This is a genomic window from Thermotoga sp. RQ7, assembly GCF_000832145.1.
Taxonomy (GTDB): Bacteria; Thermotogota; Thermotogae; order Thermotogales; family Thermotogaceae; genus Thermotoga; species Thermotoga neapolitana.
The window spans coordinates 1781439-1797550 of sequence record NZ_CP007633.1 but is presented as its reverse complement, the minus strand read 5'-3'; the positions used below and the strand labels follow the sequence as shown (position 1 = coordinate 1797550).

13 protein-coding genes and 5 pseudogenes are annotated in these 16112 nt (G+C 44.0%); 7 read left to right on the top strand and 11 right to left on the bottom strand.

The annotated features are described in order from the left end of the window. Window positions 1-12: 12 nt before the first annotated feature. The 10 genes and pseudogenes from TRQ7_RS09925 to TRQ7_RS09145 form a co-directional block, all read right to left on the bottom strand. A pseudogene (locus TRQ7_RS09925) lies at window positions 13-1766 on the bottom strand (DUF262 domain-containing protein). A 293-nt stretch (window positions 1767-2059) separates the two neighbouring features. Continuing rightward, complete coding sequence (locus tag TRQ7_RS09180) at window positions 2060-5809, bottom strand: hypothetical protein (protein ID WP_236681705.1); 3750 nt, start codon at window positions 5807-5809, stop codon at window positions 2060-2062. A 409-nt stretch (window positions 5810-6218) separates the two neighbouring features. Further along, window positions 6219-6525: pseudogene (locus tag TRQ7_RS09585) on the bottom strand (zinc ribbon domain-containing protein); the annotation flags it as partial. Between the two features lie 14 nt (window positions 6526-6539). Further along, the gene (locus TRQ7_RS09175) at window positions 6540-6791 is read right to left on the bottom strand and encodes a hypothetical protein (RefSeq protein WP_227738390.1); all 252 of its coding nucleotides are present in this window, start codon (window positions 6789-6791) and stop codon (window positions 6540-6542) included. A 506-nt stretch (window positions 6792-7297) separates the two neighbouring features. Then, window positions 7298-7540 (bottom strand): thioredoxin family protein, encoded by a 243-nt coding sequence (locus TRQ7_RS09170; RefSeq protein WP_041844505.1) that lies wholly within the window; start codon window positions 7538-7540, stop codon window positions 7298-7300. Window positions 7541-7553: 13 nt separating this feature from the next. Further along, window positions 7554-8642 (bottom strand): annotated as a pseudogene (locus tag TRQ7_RS09165) (permease). 5 nt (window positions 8643-8647) lie between these two features. Continuing rightward, window positions 8648-8974, bottom strand: a complete 327-nt coding sequence (locus TRQ7_RS09160; protein WP_004080556.1) for a metalloregulator ArsR/SmtB family transcription factor — start codon at window positions 8972-8974, stop codon at window positions 8648-8650. A 188-nt stretch (window positions 8975-9162) separates the two neighbouring features. Further along, window positions 9163-9561, bottom strand: coding sequence for a HEPN domain-containing protein (locus TRQ7_RS09155; protein WP_004080552.1), 399 nt, complete (start codon window positions 9559-9561; stop codon window positions 9163-9165). Further along, on the bottom strand, window positions 9558-9872 hold the full coding sequence (locus TRQ7_RS09150; protein ID WP_015920033.1) for a nucleotidyltransferase domain-containing protein: 315 nt from the start codon (window positions 9870-9872) through the stop codon (window positions 9558-9560). Before TRQ7_RS09150 ends, TRQ7_RS09155 begins: the two co-directional genes overlap by 4 nt. A gap of 193 nt (window positions 9873-10065) precedes the next feature. Beyond that, window positions 10066-10564: pseudogene (locus tag TRQ7_RS09145) on the bottom strand (PAS domain-containing protein); the annotation flags it as partial. Between the two features lie 194 nt (window positions 10565-10758). On the opposite strand from TRQ7_RS09145, the gene TRQ7_RS09735 reads away from it, so the two are divergent. The 3 genes and pseudogenes from TRQ7_RS09735 to TRQ7_RS09575 form a co-directional block, all read left to right on the top strand. Continuing rightward, window positions 10759-10929, top strand: coding sequence for a hypothetical protein (locus tag TRQ7_RS09735; RefSeq protein ID WP_168098985.1), 171 nt, complete (start codon window positions 10759-10761; stop codon window positions 10927-10929). Further along, window positions 10919-11239, top strand: coding sequence for a nucleotidyltransferase domain-containing protein (locus TRQ7_RS09140; protein WP_052472234.1), 321 nt, complete (start codon window positions 10919-10921; stop codon window positions 11237-11239). Before TRQ7_RS09735 ends, TRQ7_RS09140 begins: the two co-directional genes overlap by 11 nt. Window positions 11240-11402: 163 nt before the next feature. Further along, window positions 11403-11564 (top strand): annotated as a pseudogene (locus tag TRQ7_RS09575) (DUF1175 family protein); the annotation flags it as partial. 26 nt (window positions 11565-11590) lie between these two features. Here TRQ7_RS09575 and TRQ7_RS09135 read toward each other — a convergent pair. After that, window positions 11591-12490, bottom strand: coding sequence for an AraC family transcriptional regulator (locus tag TRQ7_RS09135; RefSeq protein ID WP_041844504.1), 900 nt, complete (start codon window positions 12488-12490; stop codon window positions 11591-11593). Between the two features lie 134 nt (window positions 12491-12624). Here TRQ7_RS09135 and TRQ7_RS09130 point away from each other — a divergent pair, with 134 nt between their 5' ends. Genes TRQ7_RS09130 through TRQ7_RS09115 form a run of 4 tightly spaced genes read left to right on the top strand, consistent with a single transcriptional unit; the run spans window position 12625 to window position 16106 of the window. Next, window positions 12625-13626, top strand: a complete 1002-nt coding sequence (locus tag TRQ7_RS09130; RefSeq protein ID WP_041844503.1) for an aldo/keto reductase — start codon at window positions 12625-12627, stop codon at window positions 13624-13626. Window positions 13627-13637: 11 nt separating this feature from the next. After that, complete coding sequence (locus tag TRQ7_RS09125) at window positions 13638-14834, top strand: MFS transporter (protein WP_041844502.1); 1197 nt, start codon at window positions 13638-13640, stop codon at window positions 14832-14834. After that, entirely contained in the window at window positions 14831-15694 is an 864-nt protein-coding gene (locus TRQ7_RS09120) for an alpha/beta hydrolase (RefSeq protein WP_041844501.1), read from the top strand. Before TRQ7_RS09125 ends, TRQ7_RS09120 begins: the two co-directional genes overlap by 4 nt. A gap of 4 nt (window positions 15695-15698) precedes the next feature. Next, the gene (locus TRQ7_RS09115; protein ID WP_041844500.1) at window positions 15699-16106 is read left to right on the top strand and encodes a cupin domain-containing protein; all 408 of its coding nucleotides are present in this window, start codon (window positions 15699-15701) and stop codon (window positions 16104-16106) included. Window positions 16107-16112 lie beyond the last annotated feature (6 nt).

Sequence of the window (16112 nt, the reverse complement as noted above, 5' to 3'; positions counted from 1 at the left end):
AGACTGACTTTTTCACTTCAAACTCTCAAACCCTTTTCGAATGATTTCTGCCATTCGACGTCGGCGTTCCTCCAAAAATGTCCAGTAATCCATGTTGTACCAGCCTTCGGGCAGTGCATGGTACCAGTACATTTCTTTAAGTTTGTCGGGTGGAAAACGTCTTTCATACTCGGGCGCGTAATCTGAAGGAGGGCGATCTCCTATATCAACGTTGTCGTACCATTCTACCAGTGCGAAATTGGCAACCTGGTTTATGTCGTGTTTATCTTTGATGCCCAGTTTTTGAAGGTATTTGCGTGGAAAGAGATGGTGTCTCTCCAGGGCTGACCTTCCCGATTGTGATGTGGGATCGAGCAGGTCGCGAACCTTCATAGAAGAGTAGAGTACCGGGGCATCAAGCAAACAGAGAGCTGCAAAGAAGGCGAATTGTCCCGGACTGCGAGCGGAAGCTGTGGCGAGTTCGTTGGGGAGCGTGACAGTCCAGTAATCATTTGTCAGAACCGCTGATATTTCCTGTTCCAGTGTCCGAATGAACTCTTCTGAATTGGTACAGCCTCGTATCAATGCGAGATCCTGTTCCATACGAGTTTCAGGGGAAGAGGAGTAGCGGCTGGTGAGTGAACTCATGAAGAACCATCGTGCCATCAGATTGCGGAGAGTGTGCTGGTCCAGGCCAAAGTCTTGTTTGCCAATGAGCCCGAGGGAATAAGTGTAAACCAGCGCCATTTCGGAGGTAATAAGACTGGGATGAATATATCCGGCACGCTTTAAACTTTCAAAAAGTCGTGCCAGTTTTGCAGGTTGAGAACTTCGTCCTGTGCTTTTTTCAGGAGAGCGAACTGGGCATCACGACGTTCAGGAGAGAATTCACCGGTTTGAAGATCTTTGCCTCGCAGAATGGAATACACGTATTCCAGCCGGGCGCGACGAAAAGCCAGTGCCACATCGACTCTCAGTAGCTGATCTGGTTGAGGTTTGAAGTATGGGTTATAGGGTGAAGGACGATTATCCGAAGGTGGATTCTTAGCCCGCCGGCAGAATTCTTCCAGTTGTTTTCGCCCTTCATCCCAGAAAACGGACATCAACGTCAGGATGAAATCGGCCTGATTGAGTGTACGACCTCTGCTGTTTATGCGAACAAAGATCTCAGAAACCTGTTCTTCTGTGGCGCTGGCAGAAATTTCCAGAGCGGTCATTGGATAATTGACGAGGTTGACCAGCTTTTGAATGGATCGAGGAATCCGCTGCCGTTCCTCTTCGGTTAGACCACGCCGTTCTTCCAATCTCTTCATGAAACTGGAGATAAAATCGTACAGCGCGAAACCTTCCTGCCACAGGATACTGATATCAGATATCCAGGTAGGATCTCGTTCAATAGATGTATTGGTGACCTCGAATTTTTCTTCCAACGGATTGAAGGCTATTCTCAAGCGCCGTTGTCGAAAGTTCTTGTCTACGATGGGAACACCCTTCATTACGGAGTAAAGGGCAGTGAGTCGCTGTTGACCATCTACAACGAGCAGGCGAGGCACTTTCTTCTTGGGGCCTGTCCCGATAGTGCGGTGTTCACCAGGGAAACCATTTTCCCAGAAAAGAAGAGTTCCAATAGGATAGCCACGGTACATAGAATCAAACAGATCACGCACACGCGTTGTATCCCAGACGAAGGGCCGTTGAATATCAGGAAGACCTATTTCACCGCTATCGATATTCTCTAACAGTCCACCTACACTGTAATCTACCTTCTTGAACAAAAGACCGTTCACGATTTTTCCCCCAATCTCCTGGAAGAGGTAGATTCTTCACTCTTGATCCGTTAGAATTTTAACTAATATAGCTGTTTATCACAACCCCCCTCAATGGAATATGATTCCTGACTCGTATCCTGTAGCAGGAGAACCTGCGCTTTTTCAGGAGAATTCATGTAGCAAACCTTAAATTGCCTTGCTCCATACTTTTCATGTTCCTGTTCATTTCAATTTCTCATCTTTTCTTATCCAGTCTTCCACATCATCCTCTTCAAATCCAAGAATTCTTTGCACAACAATATTAGTTTGTCTTATTCAATTTCACAAATCTGCACTCCATAATCAAATGGCTCAGTGTGATGCATCCATAAAAGCAAAACAATATTTCCACGCAAGGGATATATTCCACTCAGAACGTTTGCTCCCTGTTCACTTTCGTTACCTTTCCACAGCGTGATTTTTTCAGACGTGCTCAGGTTTTGAGCAATAACTTCAAGAGAATTTCCATAAACAATCCATTTTCCACCTGGCAAAAGAGCGCAGACATAGTTTTCCAGCGTGACATCATACGTTTTAAGTGTTTTACTCTCAACATCGTAGATATTCATTTTTGAGTTCTGATCTTTGAAGAAAACGGAATCTGTTCCTGGCACCCACTGTAAAATACTTTTGTCATATGTGGTTCCAATTTGCTCTATCTTGGCATCACTAACTCTCAACACATGAATGGCATCACCATTTGAAGTTAATCTACTTGCAAGGATATATTCCCCTGAGGGGCTGAAACTGTGTAGTATAAAACCCATTCCCTGAATAGTTGTAACTGGTTTTTCTTTGTAGCTACCAGATTCATCGATTTCAAAGCCTTCACCATTGTACGCGTAGAAGTACACTTCATCTTCTGATATCCATTCGAAGTTGTAATCCCTTGAGAGAGTCGCTTTTACAGGTTCGGGCAGAGAAAACTCTTCCAGGGTCTTCGTCTCTATGTTGTATAGACTAAACCCGGTTTGACGCTCAATTAGTAGTTTTTTGCCATCAGGTGAAAGGCTGAATCTATGGGTGGGATACCCATCCTGCATGACGTTCAGCCATACAAGATCTCCAAAAATTATCCTCTCTGGCTTTTCAAACGAAGGAAAACTGCTTGCATTTCCCTCAACAGCTTGACCTACCTTTTCTTCAGGAACACTAATGCTTTCTATCCTGCGTTTCAAATCCCACCACCTTGATGAACGCCAGCTGGTGCATTCAAAACCGTAACTTTGGAATGCTTCGATTGCCTTTTTTTCCGCTTCAGTAAGTAATTCTGTAAGAGCTTCTTTCTTCGTAAGAGTTGTGAATCCCCCTGCTTTTTCAATAGATTCTACTTCGATTTCAACCTTATCCAGATAAGTATTCAGAACTCTGTCTGCTTCATTGGTTGCCTTTACACGTTCTTCAGCGTCTTTGATAAACTTTTCGAATCTTTGGCAAAGGTTGAGGGCTTTTTCGAGATCTCCACCAATAACTCCCATTATGTCTGGATCGTCAAGTATCAAAAGAAAAGATATTCCTCCTATCTGTGTGGAGATTCCTTTCCACAAATATGAGTTGTCATCCGATCTATAGTAATCCAGTATTAGAGCCTTCAGATCGTGAGAGTAGTCATGAAGAGAAGCCTTTTCATACTCTTCTATTACCTGAGAAGCACTCTTTTTAAGGCTCTTATTCTCTTCAATCATCGAATTTATATAACTGGAATACTCTTTCGATGGTTCAAGATTTAACATTTCTACACCAGCTGAGCTTATTCTGTAAAGATCTGAGGACATAACTTCCAACATATCGCGCATCTCAATCCAGTGTTCATACATTGAATCCACAGCTTCGGTGGTTTGGGAGATTCTTTTTAATTCATTCCGGGCCTCATCTGGAGTTATCTTCTGTTTCCACATATCTTTTATTGTGAAGGCCATTTGTTCGATCCTGTCTTCCCATTTTTCCAGATAGCTCGATTTTAGAGAGTCGAAACTATCGACAACAACCTGAAACGTTTCCTGGAATATTTTCACTTTTTCTCTTAGAAACGCCAAATAGACCTCAAGATACCGCTTCGTCATTTCGTTTTTCAATTCCGTCATGTACACCCATTGAGATATTGTAGTTTTCCATTCGAGTGTTTTTTCCAATCTCTGTAGTAAAGAACTTTTGAATTCCTCAATCAACATCGCATTTTTTGAATATGAAACTAAGCCATCTTCATCTGTGTAGCAATACCGAGGGAAGCTCTCATACAAAGCTTTGATTTCCTCAGATAATTTGTCAACCTTTTCAATCAGAGCTCTGGTTAGACGCTCGTCCTCTTGACAAATCGCCAGCAAGTTTTCCAGAATCCACCCGCCGTTCTGTAGCAAGAAAAATGAAGGTGATTTGGAGTTGAGTTCCTTCATGAATGCCTTGCCGATTCCATTAGTAAAACCTTCCATCATTTCTGAAAAGCTACTAAATGCAAACGACCAGACAGCCTGTCCTATTTTCTGCTTGTAGAGTTTCAAAAACTGATTGAATTTTGCCAACAAACTATCCTGTAATAGTTTCATTTCACTTCCTTGATCAAGGGTTTTGACCAGTTGTGATAGCTTTTCCTTGAACAACTGTCGCTGTTTCTCTATCTCCTGATGCTTCAAATAAACAAAATCGTTCAATTGTCTAATGTTTCCTTCGACATCTTTATCCAATTGTTTGAGCTTCTCCGAATATTCGCTTTGGCTGATCGATCCTTTATGGTATTCAGATTCAAGATTGTTGGCAATCGTCTTTTTAGCGGTATTTAATTGACCCGTATAAACGCTTACTATTCGATTGATTTCGTAGTTGTACTCTCCGAGAGTTATCTCATTGTTTTCAAGCTGTCCAAAGGTGTACTCGATTAATCTTTTGGCACTGTTAAGATCTGGCAGTGCATCCCTTAAAGACAAATCGTTCATCTCTTCAATCCTCGTCTCTATGTTCTGTACCGCGCTCACCTTGAGAAAGGGATCCTTTGCCAATACTATTTCCTCCGCTTTTGCTATGACTTCTTGAGGAATAACATCTTCTTCAGATTTTCTTTGTCCTTTTGTCGATCCCTGTTGTGTCTTCTCCCCGACATCGTTGATAGCAGCTTTCTTTGCGGCTTTCTTTTTTGATAGAAAATAAGCTCTGTCGAAGTAACATCTGTTTATCTCGTTTTCATCGTTACCAACTAACTCCCTGATCTGCTTGATAAACACAACCTCATTACTGGCTATATCGTTGAACGTGATCTGAAAATCGACAACATTGTAGTATTTTGTGAACAACTCTACAATCAATGATGGTGTTTCTATAATGTTCTTCAAAATCGATTCAGCGCTTTTCTTAGCAGTTTCTTCTATCACTTTTTCGGCCAGTGCGTTACCTTTGCTGACAATCTCCAATTTTAATCTTTCCGTCAACCTGTCTTTTAATCTATCTTTTAGTTCGTCTGAAGCTTTGGTGAGAACCTCGTCTAAGACTTTCTTTTCCTCTGAAGACTCAAAAGGTTCGACAAAATACGTTTTCCACCAGTACTGAGCAATTTTTTCAGTGGCACCATAATTTGCTTTGCAGTAATCAATAAACGTTATTTTGTACGTTGAATCTATCAGTTGAAGAATCGCATTTTTTATTACTCCACCGAAATCCCCTTCGAGTAACGGTTTTAAAATCTCTTTCCAGTTCTTCAAAACATCGTCTATTATCTTATTCGCTGTCTTCAAAGAATTTTTCAACGTTTCCGATGCAAGGTAGTCTATGGAGTTATACAAATTAGATTCAATTAAAGCGATAAATTGCTTGTTTTCCCGCAAACGAGCTTCTTGATATGCGAGCTGAAGTTTTAAGATCTCTTCATTAGAAGCCCCTTCTCTTCTTGCTTCTTGAACCTTTCGAATAGCCTCTTGGCTTTCTTTCTGATATCTGGCCAGAAGCGGGTCGTTTGAATAAAGCGTCTCTAAGAAAAAATCGCTTCCTGATTTGAACAATCCGTTGTATCCGACAATGTTTTGAATTGCTTTCAATAGCTTTTATTCAGTTCGCTAATGGTGTTTAAGCGATACCGCAAAGCGTCGCTATCGTTTGAAAACACGCACAGATAAAATGTCAACAGAATAGCTACTACCACAGCAAGTTTTTTCATTATTAATCCCTCCAAAGTTCAGAATTCCTACCATTATAGCATTTGTTCTACGAAAGATACAAATAAGTTTTCACAATCTATGAAATTTTTCACACGTGTAGAAAAATCGATTGCAATAAAGAAGCTGGAAACACATATCCTCTCAGAAAATCTGTGTATTAACGGATAAAAAACTCAAAGGGAGATCAGAGTCCCTATGTATCTAACAGCGAGCGCTTTTACAGATTCAAGGAATTGAAAGAAGTCGACCTCCTTCCATCCCCTGAGAGGATGGGACTTTTGGTCAGCTCTCAGGCCACCTTCCATGGAGTCAAAGATGCTCCATGACCACAGAAGTGAGGGTGGAACCTCACACCTCTGACGGGGGCCAAGCTCGCTACTACCTGGCCTGTGCCAGGATACCTTTTCCAGATGTTAATTGCTCCTACTCCGTCCCCGTGATACTCAAAATCACAGGCTTTGCAGTGGTATCTTCTTACGATTGGCTTATTCCTTTCACCACAGATGGGACACGTCTTGCTTGTGTTCACTTCCGGGATAATTCATCCCGATTAGCTTTCTGAACTGTCGTCGGTGGATTTTCTGGGTCGCGTTGTCTTTTAGTTGACTCTTCAAAGGGAAGGTGTTGGGTACATCCTCACCTCTGTGGCAGGTGTTGGGACAACATCCTTTTGTTCATAGGAATAGATATAAATTGTCCAGAAGTACAGTTCGCCGGAAACTTCTATCATTGGAAGCGAAAAGAAGGTCTTTGTTCCGTCCTGAGTGATTCCCTCTACCGTTAGAGCATAAACATTTTCCACAAAATCTGGTTTGTTGCTCAAACTCCATGGAATGGCCTTGGTGGTCTCGAGTTCGCTCACAGAAACCAAACTGCAACTGGTGATGGTGGAGGGAAATGTAAAATCATAACCCAAGATCTCTCCTGTTCCGAAAACGGTATTTTCGACATCGAAATCGTCTACATCAGATTGTGGAACATGGATGAGCTCTCTCAGGGATACATAGTCGATGTCATTACCCGTTACGATGTTTCTTGCCTGATCGATTAATTCCTGTGCCTTTGTTTTATGCCTTCTTCAGCGATGATGCCTACAACCGCTGTACATCCGGCGAGGACCACAAGAAAGGACAGAAGGACAAGTAACATTTTTCTGCTCATGAAAATCACCTCCCGTATATGGTGCAGTAATTATAACATAATTGTAAATGAATTTAATAGATGATGTCACAGTTTTTTGTTTTGTGAGGTAAGAGCTGTTAAAATGATGTCAGAGATTGAGGAAAACTCTTCAAAAAAGCTTTCAATGAGTTACGATGATAAAAAAGCCGCCTTCTCAGGCGGCTTTGTCGTAAACAGAGTTCTGTCTCAAGCCTGCTGAAGGACCTTTTTGACTTCATCTAGGGATGGAATTTTACCGGAGATGACAACTTTTCCATCCACCGCTACTGCGGGGGTTGCCACGACACCTCTTGAGACAATCTCGTTTATGTCCTGAACCTTTTCAACAACTGCATCGATTCCCAGTTCTTCGATTGGCATTCTCACGATTTTTTCTGTCTGTTTGCACCTCGGACACCCTTTTCCTAGTATCTCCACCTTTTTTGCCATGCTATCCCTCCTTTTAAATTACTCCGTATATCATTCCAAACAGAGTGGAGAAAAACAACCACAAGGCCAAAGTAAGTGAAGGCCTTTTTCTTTCCAAGAAGCTTTGTGATAACGATCATGCTTGGCAGGCTGAGGGAATTACCGGCCACGAGAAGAGCAAGGGTTGGACCCTTTGCCATTCCAAGTTCTCTCAGAGCCTGAACTATTGGAACTTCCGTAAGAGTGGCAAAGTACATGAGAGTTCCTATGACGGACGCTACAAGATTTGACAAGAAACTGTTGCTTCCAAGAAGTGCCGTTACCACCTGCTGGGGCAGAAGTCTGGTCAGAACACCTGCGAAGAACACACCGATGAAGAGATATGGCAGTATTTTCTTTGCGAAGTCCCAGGTTTCGTACAGCCAGTTTTCAACGGTGTCTCTTTTGAAACCAAACAAAGCCATGAAAAGTGCGGAGATTCCGAGCAATGTCATCAGGGAATATTTGAGGGTCTGGTTGATACCAAGAGAACTCGTTACCAGAAATCCAAGCTGTATCAGGAAAAATATTATTCCTCTTACGCCGTATTGATCGTCATCGGAAGTGAACGCGAGTCCACCTTCTCCCCTTTCCTGATAGATCATTTCCATGATCAAGCCTATCAGGACAGCTGCTGTTATCGTTGCAATGAGACGGGCAAGTCCCAAATCCCATCCAAGAACTCGGGCTGTCAGAAATATCGCAGCGATGTTTATGGCAGGTCCGGCAAACAAGAAAGTGGTGGCAGGACCTATACCCGCACCTTCTTTGTAGATCCCTCCAAAGAGCGGAAGAATGGTGCAGGAACAGACAGCCAGAATACCACCGGAAATCGCAGCGACAGGATAAGAAATGATCCTTTTTGCGTTTGGACCAAGGAGTTTCAAAACGGCGTCCTTTTTGAGCATTACTGATCTCGTTCCGGCGATGAAGAATGCGGAACAAGACACAGAAGAACGTGTTCACGTGCGTATTCGTGAAGCAGGTAGAATCCGTTCAGAATACTCTGATCGACAATCGGATGCCCGAACGGAACGAAATAGAAAGCCACAAAGATCAGAGCGATCAGGATGAAGGTCGCCAAGTTTCTCACTCCTTATTTGATAGATTTTGTAAAGAGCAGGAGTTAACGGCTTTAACACCATATTCCTTTCTCGCACGTTCGAGAATAGTGATCAGAAAGGGATATTTTTCGAGGAATCTTTCATCGATCGAATAGTAAACGAAGGAATCTTCTCTGCGAGATTTGACAATGCCGTGGTTTTTGAGAACGTGGAGATGCTGTGAGATGTTCGGCTGAGTCGTTCCTATACTTGCCAGTATCTGGCAAACGCACATCTCTTTCTCCAGAAGAAGAGTTAAAATCTTCAGCCTGGTTTCGTTTGAAAGGATATGGAACAACTCGTGAAGCTTCATATAATCACCTTCTTATATAATTGATCACTTATATACTATCAGAAAAGATAAACTTCATCGTTTAGACTGAGCAACGAAGAGAAGACCTGTGAGTTACAAAACGAATAATTGAAAAAAGCACAGGTTCTCCTGCGCTTTTTCAGGAGAATTCATGTAGCAAACCTTAAATTGCCTTGCCTCATATTCTTTCATGCTCGTTTCAAATCCTCTATTAGTTTTTCAATAGCATCCAAGAATCCTTCCGCTTTTCTTATCCAGTCTTTCACGTTCTCCTCCTCAAATTCAACAAGCTCTCCATAGTCTCCTGTCTTTCTATGCTCAAACATGCGATTGTAGAACTTTCCCAGTTCCTTGTTTACTTTTCCAGTTTTTACAAACTCTCTGTTAAAAGCTGCCAGAACACCACTATGTTTGGAAAATGAAAGACCTTTGGCGAGAAGAAGCGCGGAAACTTGATAAAATAAAGCATAATAAATTCTGTTTACTGCGGAATGTAATCTCTCATTTTTTAAAAGCAGTTTCGCGTCGTCAAGACATTCTCTTGCTCTTCTTCTCCAATATTCAATGATTTTTTCCTTTTCGTTCATACGATTATACCTTCTTTTTCAACGTTGACGATGAAAGGAAGGATCTTCCTGTATCTATCCCACTCCTTCTTTGAATAAACGCTTACATCCAGAACAATGTCGTATTTGAGGTTAAACTCATAAGCGATATCGTAAATGGATTCTTTTACTTTAATATCGACATCTCTATCCAGTATCACGAAAACATCAATGTCCGACTCTTCTCTGGTACTTCCCCTTGCACAAGAACCAAATAGAACAACTTCTACCTCACCGAATTTTTCAGAAACCCTTTTTTTGAATTCCGATAGTATTTGTAGTATTTCCATCATTTCACCACCCCAACACAGTCACAGAAAATCTATTGAATCCAAACTGCTCAAAAGTAGCAGGATTTTGTCAAACAATTCTTGCTCTATGGAAAATGATAACATAACATGGTTTTAAGGTAATGACAGGATTATGCTCACAGCATCAGAAGCAAACCTTGCCTCCGAACCTGAAGGTTTCAGGATTTCCCGAATATTAATTTTCCCAATCGAGGAGCCTCTTTTCTCCTTCGAGTTCTTTTATCCTCGTGATGTCCTGTACCACTTCCAGTGTTCCCAGATAGTTTCCTTCTTTGTCCAGGACCTGGAAATAGCGTATGTGGATCTTTCTGTCACCCATGTTGATCCAGAACTCCGCAGGTTCTTTCCTTCCCTCTTTGAAAGCTTTGAGGATTTTGTTCACGATATGAACGCTCCTTGGGGGATGACAGAACTGGACCGGTCTTCCAAGAACGGTGGGAGCTCTGTGGAAGATCCTGTGACCTCCAGAGAAGAAACGAACTCTGCCGTGTTTATCCACAAAGGTAATATCGAACGGCAACGTTTTGAAAATAGCATTCAGTTCTTCTAAAGATAGATAACCACTTTCTATTTTTATGTCGTTGTCTCGAACCAGCGAATATTCTGTGTCTGGTGTGAGCATCCGGCAACCCTGTTGATCTCATCGGGAAGTTCTCATAAGTCAGGGAAACGACGACATCGAAAAGAAGAAAGATCTACGCTCTTTTTTCCAGAAGTGGCTTTGAAGAAAATCTTCTAAAGTTGAAAAGCGAAAATCTCTTTCTCATCACACCGGAGGATATGATGAGGGTGTATGAAGTAGTAAAATAAAGGTGAAAAGACTTTTAAAGAAACTGCTTATTTCATTCTGAAAAGAGAAAAAAGACTCATGAGTGCAAGGGAGATAGTGGCAAATGCGGTAACAAATCCAACTCTTTACATCGTTCAGAATCCAGCCGAAGAAATCGCGGCAATAGAAAAGGTCGAAATAGTAAGGTTCATAATATCTCTTGAGGAGTGGAAGAGAAAAAAACAAAGGTGTGGAAAAAATGAAAGATGATCTCAGAAGAGAAATTGAGAGCGCTCTCAGAGAAGAGAACTTTACACTGGTCAAAATTATACTCTTTGGTTCAAGAGCGCGAGGGAATCATACATCGGAAAGTGACTGGGATATTCTCATTGTGGTGAAAGAACAACTCAGTCCTGTGAAAAAACGGGATATCTGGCTAAAGATCTACAGGGCTTTGCACAGGAAATTTCCAGGGAATTCGTTCGATATTATCATAAAGTCGGAGCAGGAATTTGAAAGCGAAAAATCTGTGGTTAACACGATATCAAGCGAAGCCATGAAAGAAGGGATATTGTTATGACCAGCAAGAGAGATATTATAAAGCGCTGGATCCAGAAAGCAGAGTCTGATTTGAAAACTGCCAGAATTTTGATGGAATTTGAAGGTTCTCCCACTGAATCTATATGTTTTCACTCACAACAGGCTGTAGAGAAACTCCTCAAAGCCTATCTTACATTCACAGACACGAGGGATGGTTTGTGTATCACACAGGACCACTCGGTGAAAATCAGGGAGAACTCAGGTTTGTCAGATATTCGGAACTTGTGAATTACGATCCATCCTGGGCTCCTCTCGAGATCAATCCATACTTTCTGGGATTCTACAGGTTCAAATTTCTGAACTGAACCACACAAGGATGGTATTGAGGTTATCAATGAAGAACCCTTTCATATACCCCCTGCCTGAATTCCCTTGCATCCTGGGAGGGTGAGACACCGAAGAACCTTCTGTATTCCCTGCTGAACTGAGAGAGGCTCTCGTAACCCACCTGGTAGGCTGCGGTTGTGACATCACTTCCTGCCATGAGAAGCCTTCTTGCTTCACACAGTCGAAGTTTCTTTTGATACTGAAGAGGTGTTATACCGGTGAGGGCTTTGAAGTGCTGGTAGAAAGATGACACGCTCATACCAACAAGTTCGGCGAGTTCTTTCATGTTCACGTTTTCGTTGAAGTGTTCTTTCAGATAGTTCACCGCTTTCATCACGTCGGTCTTTTCAGACATTGCCATCTGGACGAGTTTGGGGCCCTGCTCGCTTGTGAGGAGTCTGTATGTGATCTCTTTTTTGATCACAGGAAGAAGAACGGGCATGCTCTCTGGTTCATCGAGAAGGTCAAGCATCCTTCTGAAGGTATCCAGAATCTGATAGGTCACCCTTCCAAGGGACATTCCCCGAGAGAGTCTATTTTCACGCACATGGAATTTGCTTTCAACGATGAGTTCTGTGAGGATGTCCATGTCTATCTCCCAGACCAGACCGATGTACGGCTTTTCTCTGGAGGCTTCTATCACCTGAGCGGTGACAGGAAGATCGAGGGAGGTGAGCAGGAAGTGGTTCACATCGTAAACGTAGTATTCCTCACCAAGAAGAACACGCTTTGCACCCTGAACGGCGATGCAGATACCGGGTGGAAGCATGTAACTGTTTGGCTCTGTGGGGGCCTCTCTTCTGCTCACCGTCAAGCCTGGAATGGGGCTCACCACGGGCTGTTTTTCTGTGAGATGTAAAATCCTTTCAATGAGTTTTTTCCTCACGTATTCAAATTCATCCATGTTATCTCATCCTCCTTCCATGTAAAATTCTACTCCACTCTGGAAAATCAGGCAAAAATTTGAAAATATCCTTCTATCACTTGACGAAGGAAGAAAAGTATACTCGTCTTGAGAATCGAACGAGGAGGGATACTATGGCGATACCGAGGAGGAAACTCGGAGAAAGGGGTCCTGAGGTTTCTGCCATTGGACTTGGTTGCATGAAGATGAGTTTTGGTCAGAAGAAACTCCCAGACAGAAAGGAGATGATCAAACTCATCAGAACGGCCGTGGAACTTGGCATCAACTTCTTCGATACTGCGGAAGTTTACGGTCCTTACACGAACGAAGAACTCGTTGGGGAAGCGCTGGAGCCATTCAAAGGTGAAGTCGTGATAGCGACGAAGTTTGGTTTTGATCTCTACGAGGATGGAAGGCCAGGCTGGAAAGGATTGAACAGCAGGCCGGAACACATTAAGAAAGCCGTAGAGGGTTCATTGAAGAGACTCAGGGTGGAGGCCATTGACATCCTTTATCAGCACAGAGTGGATCCAAACGTTCCGATAGAGGAAGTGGCAGGGGCTGTGAAAGAACTGATAGAGGAGGGAAAGGTGAAACACTTTGGACTGTGTGAAGCTTCTGCAGAGACGATAAGAAGGGCTCACAGGGTGTGCCCGGTCGATGTGGTTCAGTACGAATACTCCATGTGGTGGAGGAAGCCAGAAGAGGAGATAATTCCCACCTGCGAGGAATTGGGAATCGGTTTTGTGGCGTACAGTCCTCTTGGAAAGGGATTTCTCACAGGGACAATAAACGAAAACACCACGTTCGACGAAATGGATCTTCGAAGCAGGATTCCGCGCTTTCAAAAAGAAAATCTGAAGGAAAATCTTGCACTCGTAGAGCTCCTCAAAAAGATCGCAGAGCGCAAGGGAGCCACACCTTCTCAAATCGCACTCGCCTGGCTGCTCGCTCAAAAACCATGGATCGTTCCCATTCCCGGAACGACGAAACTGAGCCACCTTCTGGAAAACATCGGAGGAGCTTTCGTTGAACTGACCCCGGAGGAACTTCAGGAGATAAACGAGGCTCTCTCGAGAATAGAGATAAAAGGTGAAAGGTATCCTGAGGATCTCGAGAGGATGACGTATCTGTGAGGAGGGATTCTGTGAAGAGGATAGGGATTCTTCTTGGGATATGTCTTGGTCTCACCAGTCTTTCAATACTTCAGGGATCGGTGTTTGGTGCGGTTCTGCCATCGATCGTCGAGGAGTTCGGTGTGGACTGGAGTGTCATGGGGGTTGCTATGAGTGCCTGGGCGGTCGTTTCCGCCCTCTCCCCCATGTTTTTTGGAAGGTTCGTTCATGGACTGTCTCCGATGAACTCCATTGCCCTGATCATGGTGATGCTCTCTGTTCCCACCATCCTCGTTGCTTTCGTGAAAGACTTTTTCTCCCTGAACGTTGTAAGGATAGTGGGGAGTGTTGCGGTTCCCTTTGCCTATCCACTCGCTGCAAGAGTGGTTGAGATGTACGTGGATCCCAGAAAAAGAGGAATCGCAACTGCCATATACAACACGGGTTCGATGATAGGACTTGCGCTTGGCTATGTCGTCGTTGCTCTTGTGGGTGGTTCCTGGAAGAGTTCCATGATTGCCGGTGGGCTTCTCGGTGTTATCTACGTTCCCGTTGCGTACATCCTGTGGAACAGTTTCCTGGAGGGAAAAACGCAGAGAAGATCGGAGTGGAGCGGTTCTCAAAAGAAGACACACACTACCTTCAAGCGGGTGTTCACCATCGTACTGTGGCTTTCCCTCGGTCATTTTTCCGCCGTTTACACCTGGAACCTGATGTTCAGGCTCTCCACTTTCCTTGTTCGCGAAGTTCAGCTGGACTATGGTTTCATCGCACTCGTTCTTGGGATCATGGCTGTTGTGTCTAGCACTCTTGAGATCTTCACAGGTCTGTGGTCTGACAGGGTGAGGGGAATACGGGGAAGGTTGATTCCCCTGTACGCTGGTTTGCTTCCGTCAGCAGTTCTTCTGATACTTTCCACTCTCTCCACGAGTCCCATTTCAACGGCCGTTATGATGGGACTTTCCATCCTCTTCTGGAGACTTTCAACACCTTCTTTCTGGGCGATATTTGGAGATCTCATTCCACCAGAGCACTTTGAAAGGGCAAGCAACATTTACGTGGGAGCGGTCATTTTCTCAGGTATTGCTTCTTCCCTTGTGAATGGATACATAGTTTCACTGACTGGTTCGATGAAGTACGCCATACTCCTTTCGGCTTCCATATTGATCCTCTCACCGATCTTTTTCACGGTGGGGGCAAGGACAGGTTTGAGGGGGGGAAGGACATGAAAGTTGAAGTTGTCAATTTGAGAAAAGACCGTCCGGTGGTGTTGACTGCTTACATCGTGGATAGTTCGCAGGAAATTTCCTGGAAGAAAAGATCTGCCGTTGTGATCTGTCCGGGTGGTGCCTTTCTCTTCACATCGGACAGAGAAGCCGAACCTGTGGCTTTGAAGTTTCTTTCAAAAGGTTACAATGCGTTCGTTCTGAGGTACACCACAGCCAGTATGGGAACAGAAAAGGTATATCCTGATGTCCTTTACGACCTCGCCAATGCCGTTGTCACTATCAGGAAGAGAGCAGAAGACTGGAACACCGATCCTGAGAAGGTCGTGATTGTCGGCTTTTCCGCTGGAGGAGCTCTGGCCTCTCTGTACAGTGTCATGTGGCACAGAAAATGGCTTTCTGAAACACTGAACGTTTCACCTGACGTCTTGAAACCATCAGCGGTCATCCTCGCCTATCCCGGGGTGGACTATGTGAAAATGTACGAGATCTTCAAAAAAAGCGATGGCCCGGCTTCGGAGATGTTTTTCAAATCGACTATCACGGTCCTCGGTACGGAGAGTTTCTCTGTGGAATCACTCAAGGAGATCTCTGCTACCTACCACGTTGACAAGAATGTTCCGCCCACGTTCATCTGGACCACATCCGACGATGAATATGTTCCTGTGGAGAGCGTGATCACGTACGTTCAGGCTCTTGCCCAGCATGGAGTTCCTTTTGAATTCCATGTCTTTGAAAAGGGTGGGCATGGTCTATCCCTTGCAGACAGAACAACTGCCAGAACGAGCGATCAGATTAATCCCCACGTGGCAAAGTGGATAGATCTTGCCTTTGAGTGGCTCGAGGAGCACCTTTGGAGGTGAAACCATGTCCGATGATCTATTTGGGAAAGGTACAAAAGCATCGAGCGATTTTTTCACGGGAACGGTCTGGTTGAAGATGCTCGTTACAGACGAAGATGGAGTTTTTGACACCCAGGTGTACAACGTTGTTTTCGAACCAGCTGCCAGAACCCACTGGCACGCACATCCGGGTGGACAGATCCTGATTGTAACAAAAGGGAAGGGATTTTATCAGGAAAAGGGAAAACCCGCACGCCTTCTCAAGCCGGGTGATGTGGTAGAAATCCCACCGAACGTGGTTCACTGGCACGGTGCCGCACCGGATGGAGAGTTCGTCCACATTGGTATCAGTACCAGGGTACATCTTGGTCCAGCGAAGTGGTTTGGACCTGTCACGGATGAGGAGTACGGAAGTGTAACTGGAGAAATTTGAGGAGGT

Bases quoted from the DNA above. Each gene is read 5' to 3' on its own strand.
- TRQ7_RS09170 (WP_041844505.1), bottom strand. From the start codon at position 7,540: ATGGCAAAAAAGGTGGAGATACTAGGAAAAGGGTGTCCGAGGTGCAAA.
- TRQ7_RS09160 (WP_004080556.1), bottom strand. From the start codon at position 8,974: ATGAAGCTTCACGAGTTGTTCCATATCCTTTCAAACGAAACCAGGCTG.
- TRQ7_RS09155 (WP_004080552.1), bottom strand. From the start codon at position 9,561: ATGAACGAAAAGGAAAAAATCATTGAATATTGGAGAAGAAGAGCAAGA.
- TRQ7_RS09150 (WP_015920033.1), bottom strand. From the start codon at position 9,872: ATGATGGAAATACTACAAATACTATCGGAATTCAAAAAAAGGGTTTCT.
- TRQ7_RS09735 (WP_168098985.1), top strand. From the start codon at position 10,759: ATGAGTGCAAGGGAGATAGTGGCAAATGCGGTAACAAATCCAACTCTT.
- TRQ7_RS09140 (WP_052472234.1), top strand. From the start codon at position 10,919: ATGAAAGATGATCTCAGAAGAGAAATTGAGAGCGCTCTCAGAGAAGAG.
- TRQ7_RS09135 (WP_041844504.1), bottom strand. From the start codon at position 12,490: ATGGATGAATTTGAATACGTGAGGAAAAAACTCATTGAAAGGATTTTA.
- TRQ7_RS09130 (WP_041844503.1), top strand. From the start codon at position 12,625: ATGGCGATACCGAGGAGGAAACTCGGAGAAAGGGGTCCTGAGGTTTCT.
- TRQ7_RS09120 (WP_041844501.1), top strand. From the start codon at position 14,831: ATGAAAGTTGAAGTTGTCAATTTGAGAAAAGACCGTCCGGTGGTGTTG.
- TRQ7_RS09115 (WP_041844500.1), top strand. From the start codon at position 15,699: ATGTCCGATGATCTATTTGGGAAAGGTACAAAAGCATCGAGCGATTTT.